General features: G+C 47.9%; 6 protein-coding genes (1 of these 6 running past the window's edge). 1 reads left to right on the top strand and 5 read right to left on the bottom strand.

The features are described 5' to 3' along the window. The 5 genes from QVO97_RS12775 to htpG all read right to left on the bottom strand — a co-directional run. On the bottom strand, positions 1-571 hold the 5' portion of the coding sequence (locus QVO97_RS12775) for a CapA family protein (RefSeq protein WP_369678403.1). The gene continues 74 nt to the left of window position 1, outside the view; only the first 571 of its 645 coding nucleotides appear in the window; it begins with the start codon at positions 569-571; its stop codon lies beyond the left edge, outside the window. A 163-nt stretch (positions 572-734) separates the two neighbouring features. Further along, the gene (locus QVO97_RS08495) at positions 735-1,577 is read right to left on the bottom strand and encodes a DegV family protein (RefSeq protein ID WP_022359910.1); all 843 of its coding nucleotides are present in this window, start codon (positions 1,575-1,577) and stop codon (positions 735-737) included. 261 nt (positions 1,578-1,838) lie between these two features. Beyond that, complete coding sequence (locus QVO97_RS08490; protein WP_022359909.1) at positions 1,839-2,906, bottom strand: CPBP family intramembrane glutamic endopeptidase; 1,068 nt, start codon at positions 2,904-2,906, stop codon at positions 1,839-1,841. A gap of 48 nt (positions 2,907-2,954) precedes the next feature. Continuing rightward, the gene (locus QVO97_RS08485; protein ID WP_022359908.1) at positions 2,955-3,221 is read right to left on the bottom strand and encodes a DUF2007 domain-containing protein; all 267 of its coding nucleotides are present in this window, start codon (positions 3,219-3,221) and stop codon (positions 2,955-2,957) included. Positions 3,222-3,429: 208 nt separating this feature from the next. Continuing rightward, entirely contained in the window at positions 3,430-5,433 is a 2,004-nt protein-coding gene (htpG, locus tag QVO97_RS08480; RefSeq protein WP_022359907.1) for a molecular chaperone HtpG, read from the bottom strand. Between the two features lie 356 nt (positions 5,434-5,789). On the opposite strand from htpG, the gene QVO97_RS08475 reads away from it, so the two are divergent. Further along, positions 5,790-6,263: DUF5721 family protein (locus QVO97_RS08475; RefSeq protein WP_288189426.1), on the top strand; the 474-nt coding region annotated here is incomplete at its 3' end.

The raw sequence follows: 6,263 nt of genomic DNA, 5'->3' as shown, positions 1-6,263 counted from the left end.
CAACATGCAAAATCCCGGCACTGTCCAGCGTATCGCACGTGTCCAGCAGTGCGTCCGTGCCGTAATCTAGCGCATGGTTGTTCGCCACCGTCACGATGTCTGGTCCGATCTCCTGTAAAATAGACACGCGGGACGGCGATACCCGGAACGTAAACTGTTTATCCGCCGCCTGTGTTCCCCGGTCGCTGAACGGAAATTCCAAGTTTGCCATAAAAATATCAGACTCCGCGATCGTCTCCCGCAAGCTCTCTCCGAGGACGCCGCCGATACCTCCCACACGGTCGTAGGCATTTAAAACATGGTTGGAAAAATAGATATCTCCGGCAAACAGAAGCGAACACTCATTTGAATCATTTTCTCCCGGTTCTGCCTCAAGTTTGCCGGATTCGTCCTGCCCCTGCATTTCCACCCCCAGTTCCGCGCCATCTACCTGTTCTGACTCCACCTGCCCGTCTATATCTGTTTCCGGATCAAGCGTTTCTTCCGATACCGTTTTGTCTTTTGGCTCCAATGAGATTGTCTCTTTCCATATGGAACCTCCCGCCTGGCATCCGCCAAGCAAAAGCGTCATTCCTGCCAAAATTGTCAAATTTCCAATTCTGGATAAAAGAAATGCCGTCCGGTATCTGAACGGCATTTTCGTGCATTTACTAAAAAATGTATGCTTCATTTTTCCTCAATCAATCGCAGCTGTCCGGCGTTTTCCACCTTTCCAGCTGTCATCACCTTTCTCCCTACAGTGTCATAACGATTCCGCCGTCGCCCGCATATACGGTTGCAACGCCAGCCGTATTCGTGATCACTACCTCACGGAAGTTTGCCCGTTTACACATGATCTCTTTCACGTGCTCAGCACGTTCCGGGTTATTACAGTGTGCGATCACCAGACGTTTGCTTGCGGTATCGCCGCCCTCTTTGCACGCAATCTCCGCCATCCGGTCGAGCGCCCGGGTCATGCCGCGCGCCTGATCAAGCTTGATGATCGTACCGCTGTCCGCGCCCATAACCGGCTTGATATTCAACGCCGACGCGATAAAAGCCGTCAAACCGGTCAGACGGCCATTTTTCTTTAAGAAATCAAGCGTCTCAATGACGAAATACGTGTTCATCGAATCCCGATATGCCTCCGTCTGCCTGCAGATCTCCTCAAACGGAAGACCTTTCTCGCACAGATCCCGGATGAACAGCGCAATATTTAACTCGCCTGCCGACGCCGACAGGGAATCAATGACTGCGATCTTCTTTCCGTCCGTTCCGTTCTCTTCCTCATAAAGGCGTTTTGCCAAAGCCGCCGAGTTGTAGCAACCGCTCAGATGGTTCGAAAGCGTTACCACGAAAATGTATTCTGCCTCGCCCTCAAATGCTTCCTTGAAGCTCTCCGGCGATGGACACGCCGTCTTCGGGCACTCGGGACTTGCCTTTACCTTTGCCAGAAACTCCTTCTGGTTAAATGTCTCATCATCCGTTACCTTGTAATCCCCTATCTGCAGGGTCAGCGGAATCATCTGAAAATGCGGATCCAATTTCAGTTCCTCCGTCAAATCCATGCAGCTGTCACCAATAATTTTATATAACATAACGTCCTCCCGTTACGCAATTCACATCACGTAGTATTCATTACTATTTATTATAGTAATCACACAGTAGGAAGTCAAGCATAATCCCGTGAAATACACGACAAACACGTGAACAGCGTTACTGTTCACGCACACGTGCCCAGTAACAGGTTTTACCGTGGCTTCGCATTTAAATACAACTAATTCCTGCTGCCACCACGTTATCTTACGGCACTTTCACTTCCAAAAGTGCCTGCTTGTGAACAGCAGCTGACCACCACATCATCTCGACAAGAAAAACGCCATCGTAATCAAACTTACCAGAATAAATGCCACTGTCCCGAGATTCCCATACATTGCCCCACATATATTGCGGAATTTCACACCCTCTGGGAGTGCCCCATCGGACAGCCGGATTTTCCGGAAATTGAAAATCAGCAGAACAAACGACCCGATGATCGTGCAGCCCATAACCCCAGTCATCAGAAACGTAATAAACAGCGGCAGCAGCGTATCCTGTGTTCCAAGCATCGCTATCACTAACGACCAGCTGTTGATCAGAATATGCAGCAGACAGTTATAACGCATCCGTCCCGTCTTCACCGCCACATATCCCAGAACCACGCCAATCACCGCCGCATAGAGAAACTGCGTCACATTTCCGTGCATCAGACCAAACATCAGCGCCGTGTAGGTGATCGCCGCCTTATCGCCAAAACGGCGCAATCGGTTTAAGAGTTTCCATCGAAAGATATATTCCTCAATAATGGGTCCTAAAAACCCTACATATAAAATCATTACCGGCGAGAGCGAGTCCAACATCTCGTTGACCGGGTTCATCGCGGATGCATCGCCGCCGCTACTTGCCGCCACCGCATCATTGATTGCATTTCCCAGCAGGTTAAAGATAGTTCCAAATCCCTGTGCCAAAATAAAAAACATACAGAACTGCAGGAAACTAATCTTCATTTTCTCTGCCCGTTCTTCCGGGACAAGGCGCAGAATTAAAAATACGAATGGAAGAACCAGCGCATAGATGACCAGCGTGCTTCCGCCGTCCTCATACCACGCTGCATTTACCATCCGGTTCAAAAACGTACTGATCACGCCTCCGTCCGCCCATACGTTGCCAGCCACTTCCAGAAGTATGCTGACAAGCACCGTCATCACGCTGAAAAATGCCAGCGCCCAGCCGAGGACATTGCAGACACGGCGCACCTCGCGGCGGCAGGTTTTTCGGATTTGTTTCGGACTCTGAACCGCATTCTGCAGCTCAGGTTCCGTTTGCAGACCATTTTCTTCTGCCTCCCGCTGCCAAAGATCCGATTCGTTCCAGTTTCCCTCTCCCATTTTCTCTCCTTCGTCATTCAGGTCTTTCATTCCCAGAAAATACCTGTTTTATCTTCCGGCGCTTTCTATCACACGGCGCGCCTTTTCCTCCTCTGCTTTCTGCACATAAAACAGATATTCCCGTTCCGATGCCGCATTTTCTCCCGCACTTCCCAGCCTCGCCCGCTGATTGCCGGAAAGCACGCCCGATTTCAGACGGTTCTGCACCTTGACCTGATACTCAATTCCCGCCTGTTCCAGCTGCTCCCGGATCGCCGCCTGCCGTTTCATATCAAACGTCGCGCCAACCTGTTTCCATCCCCCGATTACAAACATACACGCACCTCCCCGTCAAATCTGAAAAAACCTTGCTAAGTGCTCCTATTCTATCATAAATACTAGATTCGTGAAATAGTGAATCCCATTTGCTCTCTTAACAGGTAATAAAAGAGCTGCCACATTTACGTGCAGCAGCTCCGTTATTATATCATATATGATATTTTAACATATTTTCCTATATAAAACAGTCCTAAACCAGACGCCCTTAGTTCAGCATCATACCCATAATCTCATTCGACCGTGCGATAAACTTCGTCATGCGCTCCGGTGTCAGGGAACCGTGGCTGAGCTGTGCCAGGTCGTAGAGCTGTTCGCAGATCTTCGGCGTATTCTCGCCATCCGTGTGCTCTAAGACGTACTGAACGAGCTTGTTGTTCGCGTTGAGTACCAGCACCTGACCGCTGCCGCCGAACATCGACGCATCCATGCCCATGTTGTACATCTTCATCATATCCTGCATACGGCGTGTTTCCTCCGACAGGGTGATCATCGAAGAAATCTCAGCATCCTTCAGCTTCTCAACCTTTACCCGCAGCTTATCATCGCCCAGTGCTTTCTTGAAGGTCTCTGTCAGCGTCTCTTCCTGTTTCTTGAGCGCTTCCTTGTCCTCTTCCTTCACTTCCTCGCGCAGCGTGTCATTGACATCGGCATCAATACGCAGGAATTTCAGGTTCTCATGCTTCTGCTCTTCCTGGCTGATGAATGGATTATCAATGCTGTGAGACATGATGATCGCATCCTGTCCGTTTGCCTTGAACATGTTGATGTACTGGCTCTGCTCTTTCTCATTTGTTACATAGTAGATCTGGTTCTCATGACCTTCCTCTTTCGCCTTATCCATGCAGTCTTTCAGCGTCAGATATTTTCCGTCCAGATTCTTGTAAATAATGTAGTCATCCATCTTCTCAGCAAATTTCTGATCCTTTAAGCAGCCAAATTTGATAAATGGAGCGATATCGTCCCAATATTTCTCATAGGTCTCCCGGTCAGTCTTGCACATACCAGTCAGCTTGTCCGCTACCTTCTTGGTGATGTAATCGGAAATTTTCTTTACAAATCCATCATTCTGCAGCGCACTTCTCGATACATTCAACGGCAGATCCGGGCAGTCGATCACGCCCTTTAAGAGCATCAGGAACTCCGGAATAACTTCCTTGATATTATCCGCGATAAATACCTGGTTGTTGTACAGCTTGATGGTGCCCTCAATACTCTCATACTCCATGTTGATCTTCGGGAAGTACAGAATACCTTTCAGGTTGAACGGATAATCCATGTTCAGATGAATCCAGAACAGCGGTTCCTTGTAATCCATAAATACCTTGCGGTAAAATTCTTTGTATTCTTCCTCGGTACACTCGTTCGGATGCTTGTTCCACAGCGGGTGAATGTCATTCAGTGCCACCGAACGTTTCAGGATCTTATATTTCTCGGTTCTCGGAGATACCTCCACGGTCTCTTTCGTGCCGTCCTCTTTCTCCTTTTCCTCGGTCTTTGCTTCCTCGACCACCGTCTCAACGATGGTGTCCTTGTCGGTCAGCTGATCCTTCTCGATCGTCTCATACTCCGGCTCTGCCGTTGCATTTTTCAGGTAAATCTCAACCGGCATGAAAGAGCAGTACTTCTGGATGACTTCACGTGCGCGATACTCATTGCAGAACTCAGTGCTGTCTTCATTTAAATAAAGGACAATCTTGGTACCATTGCCTTCCTTATCGCCCTTATCCATCGCAAACTCAGTGCCGCCCTCAGACTCCCAGTGAACCGGCTCTGCGTCTTTCTTATAAGAAAGAGTATCGATCGTAACCTTGTCCGCTACCATGAATGCAGAATAGAAACCCAAACCGAAATGACCGATGATCTGGTCTTCGTTTGCTTTGTCCTTATATTTTGCCAGGAAATCCTGTGCACCGGAAAATGCGATCTGGTTAATGTACTCTTCCACTTCCTCGGCAGTCATACCGATACCATTATCCTCGACGGTAATCGTCTTGTCCTCGGAATTAACGGTAACCTGAATCTTATACTCTGTCTCCCCCGGCTCCTCATACTCGCCCATCAGCGCCAGCTTTTTCAGCTTCGTGATCGCGTCGCATCCGTTGGAAATCAGCTCACGATAGAAAATATCATGATCGGAATAAAGCCATTTCTTAATAATCGGGAAAATATTCTCGCTGTTGATTGATAAACTTCCTGTTTTTGCTGCCATATCTATACACTCCTTTTGATTGCAAAATACAGTGGATATCCGCTCCCGGAAATGGAGTCTGGCAGTTTCACTCTGCCGCGTCCAATCCTGCTATCCAGCTACATAAATATACGCTTGTAAAATTCTTTTTTTGTGATTTTCCATCACCGTGACTTTTATTTTAATACCAGCGTTCCAAGATGTCAATAGAAAATTAGCACTCATTTTTGTTGAGTGCTAATAAAATTTTAAAATTCTCCGTCTTGCCAATAAGAAGTCACTTGCGTCCCCCTCCCGCCTGCGATAAAATAGAATCTACGTTATTGTTTCTACATTACACAGAAAATAACGAATTTACCATCTCAGCGAGGACACATATGATTGCCTGCAATATCTGTGATATAAAATTATTTACCCAGAAACTGTTCATCGGAGAGACATTTGACCGCTTTCTGCTCAAGGAAGCGGAGATCGTGACGTTCAACACCTTCTCCATCGACGGACGCGTCCATAAAAGCTTTTATTCCGAAGAAGAGCGTGCCGAGGGGCAGATTGAAGAATATTCAACCTGGAAAACTCTGCGCCCATTCTGTTTTTCCCTCATAAAAGGAAAAAAGCTTCCGGAGCGCTTCTCCATCATTTTGAAGCTTCCGAAAGCTGCCACCGAACAGTTTCTGACCGCCCGCAAAAGCCAATGGCTCCCGGAGCAGGTCGGCGGACTGTTCTTAAATATTCATTATGAAAACCAGCATTTAAGCTGTGTCACCGGGCTGTCGCTCAACCAATTTACGTTAGACAAGACGCTGGAACGCGAGTGGGACGAGTCGATCCGGACATTTTTGCGAAAAGAA

Source organism: Clostridium sp. CAG:43 (genome assembly GCF_000434655.1).
GTDB lineage: Bacteria > Bacillota > Clostridia > Lachnospirales > Lachnospiraceae > Otoolea > Otoolea fessa.
The sequence above is the reverse complement of the archived record's forward strand: the minus strand, read 5'-3'. Positions and strand labels throughout refer to the sequence as shown.